Genomic DNA, 18,383 nt, shown 5'->3' on the forward strand with positions numbered 1-18,383 from the left:
ACAGATCTCCGGAAAGCCTCGAATCCTGACCCCCGATAAGTCAATGTTCTAGGAAGTCAGGGCCTCAGGGGCTCTCAGAGTCCACCCGCCACCCCGCAGGGGTCCGCCAACGTTATTCAGCGCAAGGCCCGAAGCAGCGAAAACGCGATGGATACACCCACCGCTGTACCAACTGGGGGCGCCTCACCGAAGCGGGTCACACCCCTCCACGCTCCCGAGGCCAGATCCCCAAGAGCCACCACCCCACTCTCACCACGCCTCCCTGTACTCGCTGGAGTGGCTACGCCCATCCGGGTACACGGCACTGACCGATCAGCCCGGCGGATCGGGGTCGAGACGGGGATCGCGGAGCGTTGGAACAGGAACCCGCGCTAAGCCTTCTCCCACGGGTTCGCACCGTCTGTGGGCATGCCGTTCGAGTTCGGGGGGCGAGGAGGAGCGGCGAAGAAATTCCCGTTAGCGGCCTGACCTGCGCCTCGGTTCGGTGACGGGCCGATTCTGGGCACCTTCAGGGCCATACGTTCTGGCCCATGCCCGGTGAGTTCCTCTCCGGTGAGCAGATCGCCCGCCAGGCCCGCTCCCGCTGGGCCGACATGCCTTGTCGTCCTGATGATGTTCGAGGGGCTGCGAACCGCCCGGCCCGTCACCTCATCGCCTTGCATGACGCGGCCCAGGTCCCCTGACCGGGACCGATGGCAAGATCGCGTGGTAGGCCTGCGTGAGCGGGTACGGGCGGTGGACACCGACGACACCGACCAGGTGCCGGCGTGCGTCGAGGAATGGTCCAAGGTCTGAGGGGCTGGACCTCTTCGGTCCGGCTCGACCCACGAGAGCGGGGGCTCCGAAGATCTTCGGAGCCCCCGGTGGGGAGATCGAGGTCAGTGGCCGCCGGCCAAAGTGCCCGACAGTTCGGTGTGCAGCTTGGCACTGGGCTCGTTCAGGCCGGTGATCTGAACCTGGACGCCGTGACGGCGGAAGTGTTCGCTCACCTGATCCAAGGCCGCCACAGCGGAGGAGTCCCACACGTGGGCGCCGGACAGGTCCACCACGACCTTGGTCAGGCCCTGCTCGGTGTAGTCGAAGCATTCGACCAGCTCGCCGGTGGAGGCGAAGAAGACCTCGCCGCTGACCGTGTAGACGCGGGTGCCGCCCTCGGGGTCCAGGACACTGGTGACTCGGGCCTGGAGGGCGGCTTTGCGAGCGAAGAGAATCATGGAGACGACAACGCCGACGATCACGCCCAGGGCGAGATTGTGGGTGGCCACCACCACGACCACGGTGACGACCATGACCAGGGTCTCGGTCCAAGGCATGCGCCTGAGCGTGGCGGGGGCGATGCTGTGCCAGTCGAAGGTCACCGCCGACACGAAGATCATCACCGCGACCAGGGCGGCCATAGGGATCAGGCCAACGATGTCACCCAGGCCCACGCACAGGATGAGCAGGAACACCCCGGCCAGGAAGGTCGAGATCCGGGTACGGGCACCGGACTTGATGTTGATCATGGTCTGGCCGATCATCGCGCACCCGGCCATGCCGCCGAAGAGCCCGACCAGGATGTTGGCGATGCCCTGGCCTCGGGCCTCGCGGCCGTGGTCGGAGCGGGTCTCGGTCTGGTCGTCGACGACCTTGGCCGTCATCAGCGACTCCATCAGCCCGACCAGCGCCAGGGTCAGAGAATAGGGCGCGATGAGGATCAGCGTGTCCAGGGTGAGGGGGACATCGGGCAGCAACGGCATGGGCAGGGCATCGGGGAGTTGGCCCTCATCGCCCACGGTTCGGGTGGAGATCCCCATGGTGACGGTCGCGACGGTGAGGAGGACGATCGCCACCAAAGGCGCCGGGACGGCCTTGGTCAGGTAGGGAAGGCCGAAGATGACGCCGAGCCCGATGGCGACCATCACGTAGACGGGGACGTCGAAGCCTGCCAGGTAGGGCATCTGGGACAGGAAGATGAGGATGGCCAGGGCGTTGATGAACCCGGTCATCACGCTGGGCGGGACGAACCGCATCAACTTCGCCACACCGGCCAGGCCCAGGGCGATCTGGATGAGACCGGCCAACAGGGTGGCGGCGATGAGATGGTCGACGCCGTACTCGATCGAAAGGGGTGCGACCACCAGGGCCATGGCACCGGTGGCGGCCGAGATCATCGCGGGGCGTCCGCCCAGGAAGGCGATGGAGACGGCCATGATGAAGGAGGCGTACAGGCCCACCCGGGGGTCGACCCCGGCGATGAGCGAGAATGCGATTGCCTCGGGGATCAACGCCAGGGCGACCACCAGTCCGGCCAGGACGTCGATGCGGAGCTGGGCCGCCGAGGGCAGGACGTGGCGGGGTCGGTGTTTTCGGGCAGAAAAGATCAAGGGAACCCATCAGAGTGCAGGCGACCCGGGCAAAGGGTCGCGAAACGTGCAGGTCGAAGCCACTCGGGGGCCGACCCACACGAACTCTACCCTCACGTTAGGGTTGGGATTGCGAGAGGTGGAGTGACGACCATCACCGCCCTCCCCCGAGGCCGTCTCAGATCCGCCCCGTCTCGGAGGCCCGCGCAAGGCGCAAACGCTCGGCGAACTCCTCAGCCATCGCCAGCTCCTTACGAAGGGCCTGGCACCGCGTGGCGATCGACGTCTCGAACTCGTCCAGATCAGCGTCCAACTCGGTGCGTTCCCGCACCGTGGTCTCCGGTTCGGCCAACAAGTCCAAAGTGGCGAGCAGCCTCTGCATCTCCTCCAAAGGAAAATTGAGCGGCTTCATCCGTTTGATCAGCTGCAACCGGTCCACGTCCTCGGCGGTGTAGAGCCGAAACCCTCCCTGGGAACGCGCCGAGGGCTCGACCAGCCCGACCTCCCCGTAATACCGGATGGTCCGCAGGGACAGCCCTGTACGTTCGGCGACCTCACCGATCTGCATGTGTCCACCGTCGGCCATGACCGCACCCTCCTCGCATCACGCCCCTTGGCGGGGCACCCTGTTGTGCAACGTTAACGCTGCCTTGCCCGCTTTGAGGACGCGAGCTGAGGGGCTGCACAGTAGCGGCGCAGCGCGGCACCCGTGGTCTGGTCAAGCCTCCTGGAAACCCACGGACCGGCCGGCCCGGCACACCCACCGATCGGCTGATCTCGGCCACCGACCCGGGCGCGGCCACCATCAACAACCGGCCGGCCACCGTGGACACCTTCTTCGCCCTACACGGCTCGGGCCGACCCCAAGTGGTGCCCGAGCACCTGGCCCGCCCCGGCCCCCCGAGCCCTGGAGCAACGGGTACTGTCGCGGTTCCTGCACACCGTGGCCCACCACGCCTCGACCCGGGCTCGGGCCCTCTGCCACCTGGCCTACTACACGGGCCCGCGCATCACCGAGATCGTCGCCCTGGACATCGCCGACATCAGACTCTCCACGTGCAAGGGCAGCGTGCGTGTGCGCGGCAAAGAGCGACTGTCCACCACGGCCGGCTCTCGCGCATCGGCCAACGGAACACGGTGATCAGGTGGCCCCTCGGCGAAGGCCGATGTTCGAGGCCGTCCCTACGTCAGACCCGCCCCAAGGGCACGTGCGCCCCCTCCGGTTCGCGCACCCCCACCTTCATCCCGGGCTCGACGACGCCCCCCTCCAGCACCACACCCATCACCCCGGCCCGAAGCACCAGCACACCCTGCTCGTCCCGGTACACCATCTGTTTGAGCAGCCCCGGACTGAACCCGTCGATCTGCGCGCACGGGTTGCGCAACCCGGTGATCCGCACCCGTGCCGTTCCGAACCCGAGCACGGTTCCCCGGGACAGTCCCAACAGGTCGATCCCCCGGGTGGTGATGTTCTCGCCCATCTGCCCGGGCGCGACCTCGAACCCGGCCAGGGCGACCTCCTCCAGGAGTTCGGCGTGGATCAGGTGCACCTGGCGCAGGTTGGGGCGGGTGGGGTCGACCGCCACCCGCGATCGGTGCTTGACGGTCCTGCCCAGGTGCGCGTCGCCCTGCACCCCCAACCCGGCCAGAAGACGGATCCGTGCCCGGAGGGGTTTACCGAAGGTGTGCTCGGGGCTGCTACCGACCGACTCCACGACGGGGGCCATGGCCACCCTCCTCTACCACGTGTTCCAACGGGCCCCTCAGCCTAGACACCCCGGAACGGACGACCGGAGATCGCCCCCTGCCCGACCCGGCCGGGTCGACTCACGGCGCTCACACGGGAAAGCGCCCATCGTTGAATTCCGCGGCACTCCTTCTCAACCCCCGGGGAACCACCAGGAGCGAGCCGGATCACCCGCGTCCTTGAGCATCCGGGTTCTCAGTCGATGGCGAGAACGAAGGACGCGGCAGGCATCGCCGCCCCACGACCATCGAGATCACGCGGAGCCGATCCGGGGCCCGATTCGCGACCGGTTGTGACAGCCCGCCCTCTTGAGTCCCCGACCTTGGGCAACCCTCGAAAGCCCTGTGACCTGCCCTGATGTCCTCGGGTCGCACGCGCCACCCATGTCATTGGCACATCGGGGGGGCGCTCTCCACCACCACCGAGCCCAAGGGGTGGACCACCACGACCCCTCGGGGTTTGCATCTCAAGTGGCTTGAGAGTGCACGGTTACCCCCATGGACAACCAGCAGTCGTACCCCATCGGAGACGCCGCCCGCCGCAGCGGCCTGAGCGTCAGCGCCGTGCGCTTCTACGCCGACGCCGGAATCGTGGAGCCCACACACCTGTCCCAGGCGGGCCACCGCATGTACGACATCGACACCATCGCCCGCCTGGAACTGGTGCGCACCCTGCGCGAGTTGGACACCGAACTGAACGAGATCCGCCGCCTGCTCGAAGGTGGCACGACCCTGCACGATCTGCTCACCACCCACCTGGCCATCGTCGAACGCCAAGAACGCACCCTGCGGGCCAGGAGGGCGGTGCTGCGCACCCTGATCAAGCAGGGCGCCACGACCACGCAGGCCGACCTGATGCACAAACTCGTCTCGATGACCGACGAGGAACGCGAACAGACCATCGACGACTTCTGGGACGAGGTCGGCGAAGGCCTCGACGTCCCCGACGGCTTCGTCGACCGTCTGCGCACGATGCGCCCACTCCTGCCCGCCGACCCCACCGCCACCCAGCTACAGGCGTGGATCGAACTGGCCGACCTGGTCAAGGACCCGGCGTTTCGCGACGAGGTCCGCACCTACCTGCACCAGACCTACTCCACGGACGTGGGCAGGAACATCGCGAGCCCGCCCTTCCAGGAATTCGTGTACGAGAGCGGGGCCGGGCTCTTCGAGGAGGTCCTGGCCGCACACCGCGCCGGTGAGTCTCCTCGCTCCCCTTGGACGCAAAAGGCCATCACCCGCTTCTTGGCGGCGGTCGCCGAGGTGTCCAACACCCCACTCACCCATCAAGTCCGCGACCGGTTGGCCGACGCCTACCGGCACATCCCCGATATCAAGCGCCAGATCGCCGAGGAGGACGCCCACTCCCAAGGCCCCGTCTACGACCAGACCCACGGTCGATACCTGTCCCTGGTGGCGGTGATCAATGGGTCCGCTCCCGAGGAGGACACAGGGCCCTACGACTGGATCGCCGAAGCCATGCGCGCCCCGACCGACGACGACTGAGCAGCCCACCCACACGCCCGGCGGCGGCACAGGTCGGCCACCGCCGCAGGGCCACTGGCCACGACACAGTGAGCGGACCACGCCCCCATCCATCGCAGGGCCCGACACGACCGTAGATGAGGCGCCGGCACCCACCCCCAACGCTTCCACCGGGTCGAGCCGGAACCGGCGAGCGAACAGGTTGCGCCTCAAGCGGCTTCAACCGCCACAGTGGGCTCCATGGACGACAAAGAACTACACACCATCACCGACGCCGCCCGCCGCAGCGGCCTCAGCGTCAGCGCCGTGCGTTTCTACTCCAACGAAGGACTCATCCCACCTGAGGGCCACAACAGCGCGGGCCATCGCATGTACACCATCGACGCCATCGCCCGCCTGGAACTGGTGCGCACCCTGCGTGAGTTGGACACCGACCTGCAGCAGATCCGTCGCCTCCTGGAAGGCGAAACCACCCTGCACGATCTGCTCACCACCCACCTGGCCATCGTCGAGAACCAGGAACGCACCTTCCGGGCCAGGCGAGCCGTCCTGAGCACCCTCATCGAGCAGGGGGGCACCACGGCCCGAGCCGACCTGATGCACAAGCTCCTTTCCATGACCGACGAGGAACGCGAACAGACCATCGACGACTTCTGGAACGAGATCGCACGCGGTCTGGACGTACCCGAGGGGTTCCTCGACCGGTTGCGAGAACTACGCCCCCGGCTACCCGACGAACCCACCCTGGACCAGCTCCAGGCCTGGATCGAACTGGGCGACCTGGTGGGCAACCCGTTGTTTTGCGAGGAGGTCCGCACCGGCCTGCACCTGGACCACGGCCTCAACGAGACCGGACGCAAAATCGCCGCCCCACCCATCCAGGAACTCATACACGAGGTCGGCCCTCCCATCTTCAAGAAGGTTCTGGACCTGTACCACGCGGGCCAGGACCCCCGGTCCGCGAACGTGCAACAGGTCATCGACCACATGCTGGAAGTGATCTGCGAGTACACCGACCAGCGCCCCGGCCCGCAGCTACGCGATCGCATGGCCGAAAGCTACCGGCAACTCTCGGACCTGATCCGCCAGGACCAAGAGCAGGACTCCACCTCCCAGGACGCGCACCAGGACGCCTTCATCCGCTACCGGGACCTGGTGCAGCGGATCAACGGCCAACAGGACCAGGACGAGATCATCGATGAGCCCGCCCACCTTTTGTGGATGGCCGACGCCATCAGCACCCACTGACCACCCCGAAAAGCCGGCATCATCGACCGGTGCGGCCCCACCCCAAACCGCCGCACACCCGGTTGCGACCCCCCACCCGATTCGAGGTCACCACACGTGAACAACTACGACGACTTCGCCGACGCCTACTCCATCGACAACGAGAACAACCTCACCAACGGCCACTACGAACGCCCGGCCATGATCGACCTCGCGGCGAACGTGCGGGGCAAACACATCCTGGACGCCGGCTGCGGATCCGGGCCCCTGTCCGCGGCCCTACGCGACCAAGGCGCCACCGTGACCGGCTTCGACGCCAGCACCAAGATGATCGAACTGGCCCGCCAACGCCTGGGGCCAGGCACCGAGCTGCACGTGGCCGACCTGGGCGGACCCCTTCCCTTCAACGACGGAGCCTTCGACGACGTGGTCTGTTCCCTGGTCCTGCACTACCTCCAGGACTGGAGCGGTGCCCTGGCCGAACTCCACCGCGTGCTCAAACCGGGCGGGCGTCTGATCGCCTCGGTCAACCACCCCATCATCCACAAGATGATCGCCCCCGAGTCCGACTACTTCGCCATCGCCCAGTGGTCACAAACCCACACCTTCAACGGACGACCCGCCACCCTCACCTACTGGCACCGGCCCCTGCACGCGATGACCGACGCCTTCACCCAGGCCGGTTTTCGCATCACCCGCATCAGCGAACCGCCCTACTCCCCCCACACCCCGGCAGAACTCATCCCCTCGGAGTTGGCGGGACGCACCTCCTTCCTGAGCTTCCTGTTCTTCGTACTGCACAAGGACTGACCCCCAGCGGCGCACGTTCCGTGGCCGGGCCCCGCCCCCGCCGAAAAACCCGTGGCGACCCCCGCCGCCCACCCGACATGCTCCTCCCATGTCGATCGCCAACACCCGCGCCACCGGGTTGCACGAGTCGTCGGGCCTTGGTGTGGTGGGCACCCTGGGCCAGGCCCCCACCCGAGCACGCCGGTGAGCACCCGCCCACAGGCGGACGAACTCGTGCGCGCGGTGGCCGCCCGCCACCGCATCACCCCCGACCGCATCCGATCGCTGCCGGTGGGGGAGGCCAACCACGTCCTGGCCCTGGGCCCCGACCTGGTCCTGCGCGTTCCCCGCCTCCGCGAACACGCCCAGGACCTGGCCAAGGAGGCCGAACTCCTGCCCCTGACCCACACCGCCCGGGTGGGCACCCCGGCCCTGGTCGAACACGCCACCACCCCCGTGCCCTACCTGCTACAGACCCGCTTGCCCGGCACCGACCTGGCCACCACACCCACACCCGCACCCGCTCTGCTGCGGGAGCTGGGCCAAAGAATGGGACGCCTGCACCATCTGCCCACCGCGAACCTTCGCACCCCACCCCGACAGGGCGAATCCACCGATCCGGCCGATCTGCTCCAACACCTGCACCACATCGGCATGCTCGACGCCCACACCACCACCTGGTGCACGAGCCTGCTGCGCCGCCTGAACGACGCCCACCCCCGCCCCGGGACGGTGTTGATCCACGGCGACCTGACCCCCACCAACCTGCTCGCCACCCCCGACGGTGCCCTGTCGGGGATCGTGGACCTGGGGGACGCGGCCTTGGCCGAGGCGGCGGTGGACTTCGCCAAACTCCCACCGCACTGGCTCCCCGAGGTCCTGGCCGGCTACCCGCACCCACCCCGAACAGAACACGCCTGGCGTTCGCGCATCCTTCTCCACCATCTGACCTGGGCCCTGGCCCGCCTGCGCGAACCCCACCCCCGACCGGGCCGGCGCCACTGGAGCGCCCCGCCCACCTCCCGTCTGCTCGCCCTGATGCGGCTGCTGAGCACCCACCCCCACTGGGCCCCCACCTGAGCGGCGTTGTTCAGCGCCACCGCCCCGGTGTGTTCGGGCGCCCGAACGGGCCAGACCGATGGCTGCCGAGGCAACACCCGCCCCCCCAGGCGCCCACCAGCGATGTTCACCCCACCGCCACGGCCCGCCCCGCCACGTTCACCGTGCGTTACGACACTTTGGATAGCGTCGGCGTTCATCCCCCTGCGAGCCCCCGGCAAGGACCATTTCCCTCACCGGGGCCGGGGAGGGCGGGCGCATGTGCGGATGCCACCCACCCCGGCCCCCACCTTGGCGCTCACACCCTCGTGTAGGAGCGGTCCCTGTCCAACAACGCCTGGGCGCGGGCGCACACCGCTTCGGCGTGCTCCAGCGAACCGGACCCACCGACCTCACCGGCGGCCACCGCCAATGCCTCGCGCGCCCGGGCGTGGGCCTCCACCAACCGGTGGCGCGCCCCGACCTCCATCCCCGCCTTCTCGGCGGCCACGCACGCGCGTTCACATTCGGCCAGGGCCCATTCCAGACGCCGGTGCAGCGACCTGTCGCGCACCAGCAGGGGCACCACCACGCCCACCACCGCGCCCAGCACGGTGGCGGCCAACCGCTCACCCACCAGGTCGGAGGCTCCCGCGCCGGGGTGGGCCAACGCCGACAGCGCCAACGTCAACGGGGTCACGCACACGATCGCGTACGCGTAGTTGGTGGTCACCAACAACTCCGCGCCCACCTGGCACAGCACCACCACGGCGATCAGCGTCCACACCGAGGAGGTGTCCACCACCGCGAACAGCACGGCGGCCGCGACCGTACCGGCCACGGTGCCCAACGCTCGTTGCAGGGTGCGGTGCCAGGTGACGGTCACGCTGGTGGCCTGCAACACCGAGGCCGCCGAAACGGTCGCCCAGTAGCCGTGTCCCATGCCCAAGGACCAGGCCAACGCGCCGGCGGCCAGGGAGGCCAGGGCCACGCGCAGCGCCCACAGCATGCGCGGGCGCGGTCCGGGCTCACCGGGCCGCACCAGGCGGATCCGGTCGGCGTGGGCGCTGAAGGTGCGCAGTTCCTCGTCGGTGACCAGCGGGTCCAGGTGGCGGCGGGTGCGCACGCGGCGGGCCAGCTCGCGTAGTTCGGCGGCCCGGCGCCCCTCCAGTACCCGGTCGCCGCCGGTGGCCAGCAGGGTGTGGGCGCGGGCGATCATCACCTCAAGGGTCAGCACGGTGTCGGTGCGCGTGGTGGTGCCCAACAACCGGTGGGCCCGGTGCAGGGCCGCTTCGGCGCCCTGGCCTCGCGCGGGGGTGGGGGCGTGCAGGTGGTCGGCGACCGCGTGCAGGGCTCGGGCCACGACCAGGCGGTGGCCGGCGCGGGGGTGGAAGAACACCCCGACCATGGCCATCACCCAGCACAGGGCGCTGGATGCGGCGATGGTCGCCGTGTTGATGGGCACCCCGGCCAGGGTTTGGGGGGCGTAGGCGGCCACTCCGGCGGCGAAGACGAACATCAGCCCGGCCGGGGCGCCCAGGTTCACGGTGTCGGAGGTGTACTTGGCCGCGGCCGCCACCAGGGCCACCACCACGATGGGCCCCAGCATGGAGGTCGAAAGGGCCGAGGTCAGCGCGCCGGCGCCCACCGCCAGGGTCAGTCCGCCGGCCACCAGGGCCAGGATCGGTGCGCGGCGACGGTAGGTGTCATCGCGCGCGTACAGGGCGGTGAAGCAGCCCATGGCGGCGTAGGGAGCCAGGTCCATGCGTCCGGCCAGGTACAGGGTGGTCAATACCGCCAGCAGACATAGGCCCACTCGGGTGGCGGTGACGACGACGTTGCCGCGTACGCGGCGGGGCGAGAGGGAGCCTTTGGAGTCGAAGAGGGTGCTCGACCGCCCCCAAAAAGAAGAAAAGTAGTTCACAAGTAAATTATTATAGGGTGGATACGATCCCAACGCCACCCAGCGAAAGACACCTCACCTTGAGCGACGCCGTGGCCCGCTTCCAAGAACACTGGGCCCAACTACACCCCGGCACGGACCTGACCGGTATGGAAGCCATCGGCCGCGTCCGCCGCCTGGCCGCCCTGGCCAACAACCGCACCGACGACGCCCTCACCGACACCGGCGTCTCCCGACCCGAATTCGAGATCCTGGCCGCCCTACGCCGCTCCCCCGGCGGCCTACGCCCACGCCACCTGACCCGCGAGACCATCTCCTCGGGCGCCGCCACCACCAAACGCCTCCAACGCCTCGAAGAAGCCGGACTGCTCACCCGCACCCGCATCGAACGCGACCGCCGCGAAACCCTGGTGCGCCTGACCCCCGAAGGCGAAACCCTCGCCGACACCCTCTTCGCCCGCCAACTGGGCATCGACACCGACCTGCTCGCCCCCCTGAGCCAGGACGAGAGCACCCAACTGGCCGCCCTACTGGCCCGTGTGCTCACCCCCATCGACCACACCTGACCCCGACACCGGGACCACACCCACCACCACGGGCTTCTGAGCCACATCACCCCGGCCCACCTGCCTGAGCCTTACCGAGATGAACCAAATAAGCTCAAAAGGGGCAACGACGTTGCGGGGCCCTCCTGAGCCGCTGAGCAGCCACAGCCCCTCCTCGGCCGATCGCGGTTCGATGAACCCGCTGCGGCCCCGTTCGGCTCCCGACCACGGTGTGCGCGTTCATCACCCCTTGGCCGAAGAAGACCTCCGGTGACCTGCATCGAGCGCACGGCCCACCCCCGCCTCACGAAGCCGACCTCCACACGGATACCGCACGGGCCCTTCACCCCACAGAACAATGAGATCGCCTGGACACGCGAACACACCAACAGCCCTCAAGCACTGCCGGCGGTGCCACTCGCGCTGAAGTACCACCAAAAGAGGGCACGCTTCCCCACCAGACGAAGCCGTCGCGTGGGCCGAACCTCTCGCGCCACGCTGGTCCGACATGTCAAGATGACCAGTCATGGGCGCATTGGACGGGAAGACCGCACTGGTGACCGGTGGGTCACGCGGGATCGGGCGGGCCATCGTGCAACGCCTGGCGCGTGACGGAGCAAGCGTGGTGTTCAGCTTCGCCCGCGACGAGGCCGCCGCCGCGGCGCTGGAGGCCGACGTGCCCAAAGCGACCGCGGTGCAGGCCGACCTGGCCGAGCGGACCGCGGCGGTCGCGCTGTACGACGCGGCCGAGCAGCAACTGAACGGGCTGGACATCCTGGTCAACAACGCCGGGTCGAGCACCGTGCCGGCGTCGATCTCGCAAACCAGCGACGCCGACTACGATCAGATCATGGCGGTGAACACCCGCGCGGTGTTCACTCTGATGCGCGAGGCCGGAACCCGGCTGCGCGACAGCGGACGCATCGTGAACATCTCGACGATCAACACTGTGGCGCCCACCGCCGCCACCGGAGTGCACGCGGCCAGCAAGGCCGCCGTCGAACAGTTCGCCGCCGGCGCGGCCCGCGAGCTCGGCGCCCGGGGGATCACCGTCAACAGCGTCTCGCCCGGAGCCACCGACACCGACCTACTGCACGGCAACAACCCCGGAGTCGACGTGGCCGATGTCGTCATCCCCATCACCCCGTTGGGTCGGCTGGGACGACCCGACGACATCGCCGACGTCGTGGCCTTCCTGGTCGGGCCGGACGGGCGATGGATGACCGGGCAGAACCTGCGCGCGGGCGGCGGGCTGGCCTGACCTGGACCGCCCACAAGATAAGCCGGGAGAGGGCAACGGGCAGTACATGCGCCCGGCGCGACCCGCTGCGGCAAGCTCAAGGTGAGCGACCGGACCGCCCACCGTGCTGAATCCGGGCGAACATGCGCCCGCCCGCGGCGTCCACACACTGATCGACCTGGAGCCGGCCCCGGGTGTGCTCGTCCTCGCACAGCGCCGCGATGCCCTCAAGTTCGGGCCGCACCCCACCCAACACCCGATCCACCACGATCTCGATCACCACCCGCTCAGGGGTCGGGCCCGCGCACCCGGTACCGCCGCCCATAACGCCGCACGGCCTCGGCCACCGCCGGATGAGCGGCCACGGTGCGCGCCACGCAACCGCAGGCGAAGGTGAACACCCGCGCCCGATACCGCTGCGGCTCATAGGTCACCCCCACCGGCACCTGGTGGATCCCACCCCCAGGACACGGCGAGGCCGGCGTGCACAAGCGCTACCGCGACCAGAACGACGAGAACGGATCGGCCACCCCATCGACCTCTCCCACCCAAATCCCCCAACACACCAAACGACCACACCCACCTCGACCCCGAAAGGACCCCCGCGCGTGCACCCCACCACCACACCCCACACCAACGGCCACCTACCCCGCCCCGGCGGCCACCACCTGTTCTGGCAAGAAACCGGCAACCCCCACGGAATACCCGTCCTGGCCATCCACGGCGGCCCCGGCTCAGGCTCCTCCCACAAATGGTCGTGCTTCACCGACCCCCACCACTACCGGCTCATCCTGCTCGACCAACGCGGCAGCGGACACAGCACACCCAACGCCGGCGACCCCACCACCGACCTGACCACCAACACCACCGCCCACCTCATCGACGACTTCGAAGCCCTGCGCACCCACCTGGACATCGACCGCTGGCACCTACTGGGCGCCTCCTGGGGATCCACCCTGGCCCTGGCCTACGCCCAAACCCACCCCGAGGTCGTGCGCGCCCTGGTGCTGTTCGCCATCACCACCGGCACCCGTGCGGAGATCACCTGGATCACCCACACCATGCGCCGTGTCTTCCCCCACCAATGGGAACGCTTCCGCGCGGCCGCGGGCCCGGGCGCCGACCCCCACCACCTCCCGGCCGCCTACGCACGCCTTCTGGCCGACCCCGACCCACAGGTTCGTTTCGAGGCCGCCCAGGCCTGGTGTGCGTGGGAGGACACCCACGTGGCCACCGCCCCCGGCCACACACCCCACCCCCGATTCCACGACCCCGCCTTTCGCGCCACCTTCGCCCGCCTGGTCACCCACTACTGGGCGAACGACTGCTTCCTGGCCCCCGACCAACTCCTCCAAGGGATGGAACGCATCGCCCACCTACCGGCCGTGTTGGCCCACGGTCGCCTGGACATCAGCGGACCCGCCGACATCGCCCACGACCTGGCCGCACGCTGGCCGGCCGCGAAGCTGCACATCGTCGAAGACGCCGCCCACACCACCAACGTCGCCGGTCTGGGACAGATCGTCGCCCAGGCCATGGACCGCTTCCGCGCCCTGTGACACCCACCGCTGATCCGCGCCCGCGCCCGCACCCGGGCACGGGTCAGCGCGCCAGACCGGCCCGGAAGGCGAACACCACCAACTGGGCCCGGTCCCTGGCCCCCAGCTTGACCATCGCCCTGGACACGTGGGTGCGGGCGGTGGCGGGGGAGACCACCAGCCGTTGCGCGATCTCCTCGTTGCTCAACCCCTCACCCACCAACGCCACCACCTCACGTTCGCGTTCGGTCAGCACCCCAACGTCCGGAACCACCCCGCCGATCCCGCCCCCGCGCTCGGTGAAGGCGGCCACCACCCGCCGTGTGACCGAGGGCGACAACAACGCCTCCCCCCGGGCGGCCACCCGCACCGCCGCCAACATCTCCTGCGGTTCCCCGTCCTTGATCAGGAAACCGCTCGCACCACCCCGCAACGCCTCGAACACGTACTCGTCCAACTCGAAGGTGGTCAGCACCACCACCCGGGTGGCCACCAGATCCGGGTCCGATCCGATGACGCGCAGCGCCCCCAACCCGTCCAGTTCCGGCATGCGCACGTCCATCAACACCACATCGGGACGCAGCTCACGCACCAACTCCACCGCCCGCACCCCATCGGCGGCCTCACCCACCAACTCCATGTCGCCTTCGGCCTCAAGCAGCACCCGCAACCCCATCCGCACCAACGCCTGGTCGTCGGCCACCACCACCCGCACCATCACCGCGACCCCCGCACCGGCAGATCCGCACGCACCCGCACACCGCCACCCTGGGCCACCCCCACCGACACCGTCCCCCGCACCGCCCAGGCCCGCTCACGCATCCCCGCGATCCCCATCCCCTCCACGACCACCCCACCGCTTCCCTCATCGACCACCTCCACCACCACCCACTCCCTCCCGCACTCGATCCGCACCACCACCCCCGCGCCGGGGGCGTGGCGCACCACGTTGGTCAACGCCTCCTGCACGATCCGAAACGCCGCCACCTGCACCCCAGAACCCGGCCCGGACCGCTCCCCCTCCCAGACCACCTCCACCCGGTGCCCGGCCCGGCGCACCGACTCGGCCAACCCCTCCACCCGATCCAACCCGGCCACCGGCCCCCGACCCACCTCACCCCCATCCCGAAAGACCGCCAACGTGCCGCGCAACTCCTCCAACGCCTCCCGGCTGGCGTCCCGGATCGCCGCCAACGCCACCGGAGCCTGTTCGGGACGCCGATCCACCACGTGCAACGCCACCGACGCCTGCATGCTGATCACCGACAGGCTGTGCCCGACCACATCGTGCACCTCCCGCGCGATACTCAACCGCTCCTCATAACGCGAACGCGCCAACTCCTGGGAGCGTTCACGCTCACGCCCGGCCCGCCGCGCCCTGGCGAACACCCCCGCCCCGGCCGGCAGCGCCATCGCCCCCACCGCGAACACCACCGCCGCAGGGGCCGAACCATCGGCCCACCCCCACCAGGGCCGCCCCACCTGCGAGAGCAACGCCGCACCCACCACCACCGGACCCGTCCACCCCAAGAACACCCCCGGGGTCAGACCAAGCCCCGCCGAGAACACCACCAGTGCGCACATCAGCACCGCCGGCCCCATCCCCACACCGGCGGCCATCACCAACACCGCACCCACCCCGGCCACCGCGACCGCGGGCCCCGGCCACAACCGCCGCACCGCCACCGCCACCACCAACACCACCACGCCCGCCCACACACCCCAAGGCAAGACCACCTGCTGCACCTGATCCCACCCGGCGCCTTGACGCGCCCAAGGAGGACCCCCCACACCCTGGCCGGTCCGGTCCCAGGCCAAAGACCCCCGGGACCACACCAACACCAACGCACCCAGCACCACACCCAAGGCCACGTCCACGACCACGGCGCCCCTGCTCACACGTTCTGCCACACCCCGACCCTAAACACCCACCCCCTCCTCGCACCTGATGCGGCGGACGTATCTTCACCTACGCCCACCAACGTAGGCACACAGCCGCCCCCACACCGATGCGCGCGAGGGGCCCCACCACCCAGGGTGGTGACCATGAACACCACAACACTCATCGCCGCCGCCCCGCACTGGCAGGGCGGCCCACCACCCTTCCTTCCCGGAGTCCTCATGTTCTGTGTGCTCATCCTGCTCATCCTGGGCGCCCTGGTCTTCACCATCGCCCGCCGCAAGGGCCACACCCCGCCCTGGGCCCACCCGCGCACCCCCCGACCGGAGGACGCGGCCCGCACCGTACTGGCCGAACGCTTCGCCAAGGGCGACATCACCGTCGAGGAGTTCATGGAGCGCGCCAGCGCCCTGAACTGGACTCCCGGCCAAGGCGACAACGAACACTGACCCACCACACACAAGCAAGGGGCGCCCCCACCACGGGGTCGCCCCACCTCTTCGTTGTGGGGGTGTGTCCCACGCCGCGCCCCCACCCGACCCAGGCACACCCCACCATCAGCCACAATGACCAAAACCCTGACAAACACACCACAAGGATCGTGGGCTCACATGGCCATCCCCAAAGCCGAACTCCACCTGCACATCGAAGGCACCCTCGAACCCGAACTCGCCCTCCACCTAGCCCAACGCAACAACATCACCCTGCCCTACACCGACGTCGACCACCTACGCACCGCCTACGACTTCACCGACCTACAATCCTTCCTCGACCTGTACTACCGACTCATGGACGTCCTACGCACCCAACAGGACTTCCACGACCTGGCCACCGCCTACCTCGACCGCGCCGCCACCCAAGGCGTACGCCACGCCGAGATCTTCTTCGACCCCCAAGCCCACACCAACCGCGGCCTCCCCCTGGACACCGTCATCCAAGGCCTGGTCTCGGCCCTGGACCAAGCCCGCACCCGCCACGACATCTCCACCGAACTCATCCTGTGCTTCCTACGCGACCGCCCCGCCACCGAAGCCATGGACACCCTCCAAGCCGCCCACCCCCACCTCCACCACATCACCGGCGTAGGCCTGGACTCCGCCGAGGTCGGCCACCCACCCACCAAATTCACCGAAGTCTTCCAAGCCGCCGCCGACCTGGGCCTGCGCCGCGTCGCCCACGCCGGCGAAGAAGGCCCTCCCGACTACATCTGGCAGGCCCTGAACCACCTGGGCGCCGAACGCATCGACCACGGCATCCGCGCCCTGGAAGACCCCGCACTCCTGACCCACCTGGCCACCACCCGCACACCCCTGACCGTGTGCCCCTTCTCCAACGTGCGCCTACGCGCCGTCCCCACCCTGGCCCAACACCCCCTACCCGCCCTGATGGACGCCGGCCTCCTGGTCACCGTCAACTCCGACGACCCCTCCTACTTCGGCGGCTACGTCCACGACAACTACCTGGGCGTCCAACAACACCTGAACCTGACCAACGAAGACCTGCGCGCCCTGGCCCGCAACTCCTTCACCGCCTCCTTCCTCACCCCCCAGCGCCGCGACACCCTCATCGCCGAGGTCGACGCCTACCGCTTCGACTGACCCGCACACAAAACCGGGGGGCTCCACACCCACGCGTGAAGCCCCCCGCCCCCTTCCCTCAAACCCACACCAAACGCCGACCATGCTCACCCGCATGAGCCACCACACGCCCATCCAACGCCAACGTGAAAAAACCCTCCCGCGCCGGACGCGCACCCTCCCACCCGGGAAAGACCCGCCACCCCTCGTTACTCACCCACCGCACACCCAACCGACCCACCAACGACGCGAACCCCTCCCGCTCCCGAGGCCCCACATACGCCAACACCGCACTGTGCAACACCACCACCGTGGCCCCCTCCGGCGCCCGCGCCACCAAATCGGGCAACTCCGCCACCAAATCCCCCGCCACCATCACCGGCGGATCGGCCGCCACCACCGCCGCCGCACCCCGCAACCGCTCCAACCGCCCCGCCTCCTGCCCACCCGGCCAGATCAACGCCTCCAACCACCCCACATCACCCGCATCACCCACATCCAACGGATTCAGGTCGATCCCCCCACGCCAGACCACCCGCGGCAACCGATCCGGAACAGGAACCCCACCCTCGGTGGCGCACTCCAACACCGGCCCCGGCCCCTCACCCAACGGCGGCGCCCCATCGAAGGAGTACCGATACCGGTCCGGGTACAGACACAACCCCGCCGACGCCCCCACCTCGATCAAAGCCAACGGCCCCGGTAGTTGCGCCAACACCGGCAACAGGGTGGCGCACCGACCCACCTCGTTGGTCTGGGTCGAGCGCTCCATCACCACCCGCACCACCCGCTCCCAGTGCTCCATCACGAACGCCCGCCACGCCGCGAAAGAGCCCACCGGCCCACCCAGGTAGCGCACCGCCCCCAACCACAGGTTCGGTTGCCTCTTACCCTCCGGCAGCGCCGACACCGCTCCCACCAGCTCCGCGTCCAAGGCCACCCCACGCGCGATCTCCGCATAGCCGGGCGAGTCACCCTGCTCGAAGTTGACCGCCATGTGCGCCCACACCCGCGCCACCCGATCCCGACCCCGCATCGCGCACCCGCTTC

19 protein-coding genes and 1 pseudogene are annotated in these 18,383 nt (G+C 69.1%); 11 read left to right on the forward strand and 9 right to left on the reverse strand.

All coding sequences use genetic code 11. The features are described 5' to 3' along the window. Window positions 1-878: 878 nt before the first annotated feature. On the reverse strand, window positions 879-2,366 hold the full coding sequence (locus tag ACWGKS_RS08230) for a SulP family inorganic anion transporter (RefSeq protein ID WP_358505878.1): 1,488 nt from the start codon (window positions 2,364-2,366) through the stop codon (window positions 879-881). Between the two features lie 157 nt (window positions 2,367-2,523). Next, entirely contained in the window at window positions 2,524-2,931 is a 408-nt protein-coding gene (locus ACWGKS_RS08235) for a MerR family transcriptional regulator (protein WP_358505880.1), read from the reverse strand. 357 nt (window positions 2,932-3,288) lie between these two features. Here ACWGKS_RS08235 and ACWGKS_RS08240 point away from each other — a divergent pair, with 357 nt between their 5' ends. After that, complete coding sequence (locus ACWGKS_RS08240; RefSeq protein WP_358505883.1) at window positions 3,289-3,486, forward strand: tyrosine-type recombinase/integrase; 198 nt, start codon at window positions 3,289-3,291, stop codon at window positions 3,484-3,486. Between the two features lie 46 nt (window positions 3,487-3,532). On the opposite strand, the gene ACWGKS_RS08245 is transcribed toward ACWGKS_RS08240, so the two are convergent. Continuing rightward, complete coding sequence (locus ACWGKS_RS08245) at window positions 3,533-4,072, reverse strand: MOSC domain-containing protein (protein WP_358505886.1); 540 nt, start codon at window positions 4,070-4,072, stop codon at window positions 3,533-3,535. A gap of 517 nt (window positions 4,073-4,589) precedes the next feature. Here ACWGKS_RS08245 and ACWGKS_RS08250 point away from each other — a divergent pair. From ACWGKS_RS08250 to ACWGKS_RS08265, 4 genes are all read left to right on the forward strand, one after another. Beyond that, window positions 4,590-5,597 (forward strand): MerR family transcriptional regulator, encoded by a 1,008-nt coding sequence (locus ACWGKS_RS08250; RefSeq protein WP_452522168.1) that lies wholly within the window; start codon window positions 4,590-4,592, stop codon window positions 5,595-5,597. Between the two features lie 219 nt (window positions 5,598-5,816). Next, entirely contained in the window at window positions 5,817-6,824 is a 1,008-nt protein-coding gene (locus tag ACWGKS_RS08255; RefSeq protein WP_358505892.1) for a MerR family transcriptional regulator, read from the forward strand. 96 nt (window positions 6,825-6,920) lie between these two features. Beyond that, window positions 6,921-7,613, forward strand: a complete 693-nt coding sequence (locus ACWGKS_RS08260) for a class I SAM-dependent methyltransferase (RefSeq protein ID WP_358505895.1) — start codon at window positions 6,921-6,923, stop codon at window positions 7,611-7,613. A gap of 183 nt (window positions 7,614-7,796) precedes the next feature. Beyond that, window positions 7,797-8,672, forward strand: a complete 876-nt coding sequence (locus ACWGKS_RS08265) for an aminoglycoside phosphotransferase family protein (protein ID WP_358505898.1) — start codon at window positions 7,797-7,799, stop codon at window positions 8,670-8,672. Window positions 8,673-8,949: 277 nt separating this feature from the next. On the opposite strand, the gene ACWGKS_RS08270 is transcribed toward ACWGKS_RS08265, so the two are convergent. Further along, window positions 8,950-10,554 carry an FUSC family protein gene (locus ACWGKS_RS08270; protein WP_358505901.1) on the reverse strand — a complete coding sequence of 535 codons (1,605 nt, stop codon included), beginning with the start codon at window positions 10,552-10,554 and terminating at the stop codon, window positions 8,950-8,952. A gap of 59 nt (window positions 10,555-10,613) precedes the next feature. Between ACWGKS_RS08270 and ACWGKS_RS08275 the strand changes: the two genes are divergently transcribed. The 3 genes and pseudogenes from ACWGKS_RS08275 to ACWGKS_RS08285 all read left to right on the forward strand — a co-directional run bounded on the left by ACWGKS_RS08275 (window position 10,614) and on the right by ACWGKS_RS08285 (window position 12,339). Continuing rightward, entirely contained in the window at window positions 10,614-11,099 is a 486-nt protein-coding gene (locus ACWGKS_RS08275) for a MarR family winged helix-turn-helix transcriptional regulator (RefSeq protein WP_358505904.1), read from the forward strand. A 249-nt stretch (window positions 11,100-11,348) separates the two neighbouring features. Beyond that, window positions 11,349-11,534, forward strand: a pseudogene (locus ACWGKS_RS08280) (hypothetical protein); the annotation flags it as partial. 70 nt (window positions 11,535-11,604) lie between these two features. Continuing rightward, window positions 11,605-12,339 (forward strand): SDR family oxidoreductase, encoded by a 735-nt coding sequence (locus ACWGKS_RS08285; protein ID WP_358505906.1) that lies wholly within the window; start codon window positions 11,605-11,607, stop codon window positions 12,337-12,339. Window positions 12,340-12,415: 76 nt separating this feature from the next. On the opposite strand, the gene ACWGKS_RS08290 is transcribed toward ACWGKS_RS08285, so the two are convergent. After that, window positions 12,416-12,601, reverse strand: a complete 186-nt coding sequence (locus ACWGKS_RS08290) for a hypothetical protein (RefSeq protein WP_358505909.1) — start codon at window positions 12,599-12,601, stop codon at window positions 12,416-12,418. Window positions 12,602-12,605: 4 nt separating this feature from the next. Next, window positions 12,606-12,752 (reverse strand): hypothetical protein, encoded by a 147-nt coding sequence (locus ACWGKS_RS08295; protein ID WP_358505912.1) that lies wholly within the window; start codon window positions 12,750-12,752, stop codon window positions 12,606-12,608. Window positions 12,753-12,926: 174 nt separating this feature from the next. On the opposite strand from ACWGKS_RS08295, the gene pip reads away from it, so the two are divergent. After that, window positions 12,927-13,877 carry a prolyl aminopeptidase gene (gene pip, locus ACWGKS_RS08300; protein WP_358505915.1) on the forward strand — a complete coding sequence of 317 codons (951 nt, stop codon included), beginning with the start codon at window positions 12,927-12,929 and terminating at the stop codon, window positions 13,875-13,877. A 43-nt stretch (window positions 13,878-13,920) separates the two neighbouring features. Here pip and ACWGKS_RS08305 read toward each other — a convergent pair whose 3' ends face one another. Together ACWGKS_RS08305 and ACWGKS_RS08310 are read right to left on the reverse strand one after the other, a co-directional pair. Then, the gene (locus ACWGKS_RS08305; RefSeq protein ID WP_358505918.1) at window positions 13,921-14,574 is read right to left on the reverse strand and encodes a response regulator transcription factor; all 654 of its coding nucleotides are present in this window, start codon (window positions 14,572-14,574) and stop codon (window positions 13,921-13,923) included. After that, entirely contained in the window at window positions 14,574-15,767 is a 1,194-nt protein-coding gene (locus ACWGKS_RS08310) for a sensor histidine kinase (RefSeq protein ID WP_358505921.1), read from the reverse strand. The genes ACWGKS_RS08305 and ACWGKS_RS08310 overlap by 1 nt, the downstream gene beginning before the upstream one ends. Window positions 15,768-15,902: 135 nt before the next feature. On the opposite strand from ACWGKS_RS08310, the gene ACWGKS_RS08315 reads away from it, so the two are divergent. Both ACWGKS_RS08315 and ACWGKS_RS08320 read left to right on the forward strand, forming a co-directional pair. Continuing rightward, window positions 15,903-16,205 (forward strand): SHOCT domain-containing protein, encoded by a 303-nt coding sequence (locus tag ACWGKS_RS08315; protein ID WP_358505923.1) that lies wholly within the window; start codon window positions 15,903-15,905, stop codon window positions 16,203-16,205. Between the two features lie 162 nt (window positions 16,206-16,367). After that, on the forward strand, window positions 16,368-17,354 hold the full coding sequence (locus tag ACWGKS_RS08320; RefSeq protein WP_358505925.1) for an adenosine deaminase: 987 nt from the start codon (window positions 16,368-16,370) through the stop codon (window positions 17,352-17,354). Between the two features lie 58 nt (window positions 17,355-17,412). Here the strand turns inward: ACWGKS_RS08320 and ACWGKS_RS08325 are convergent, their stop codons facing one another. Further along, on the reverse strand, window positions 17,413-18,369 hold the full coding sequence (locus ACWGKS_RS08325) for a DUF2332 domain-containing protein (RefSeq protein ID WP_358505928.1): 957 nt from the start codon (window positions 18,367-18,369) through the stop codon (window positions 17,413-17,415). Window positions 18,370-18,383: the final 14 nt, after the last annotated feature.

This window comes from Nocardiopsis sp. NPDC055879 (assembly GCF_053615935.1).